The 213-nt window shown below is 55.9% G+C and carries 1 protein-coding gene; it reads right to left on the reverse strand.

All coding sequences use genetic code 11. From position 1 onward, the window contains the following. Positions 1 to 213: hypothetical protein (locus EXE44_RS21315; protein WP_206750424.1), on the reverse strand; the 213-nt coding region annotated here is incomplete at both ends.

Here is a 213-nt window from a genome sequence, read left to right on the forward strand (position 1 = left end):
GGGGGCGACGTCATTGTTTTCGACTCGGAATTGAGCCTCACCGAACGTGTATGTCTGTCCCACTCTGAGGTCGGTTGCGTCGAGTGCGTTCAGATCATCAAGTTGCGACGCGACATAAAGAGCGTCACCTCGATCGAGTGCTTTGAGGAGGATATCTCGTGGCCCATCGGTCTCGCCTACCCCATGAATCCGCCGCTCGATCGTCATGTACTC

Source organism: Halorubrum sp. SS7, from assembly GCF_005435055.1.
Classification (GTDB): Archaea; Halobacteriota; Halobacteria; order Halobacteriales; family Haloferacaceae; genus Halorubrum; species Halorubrum salinarum.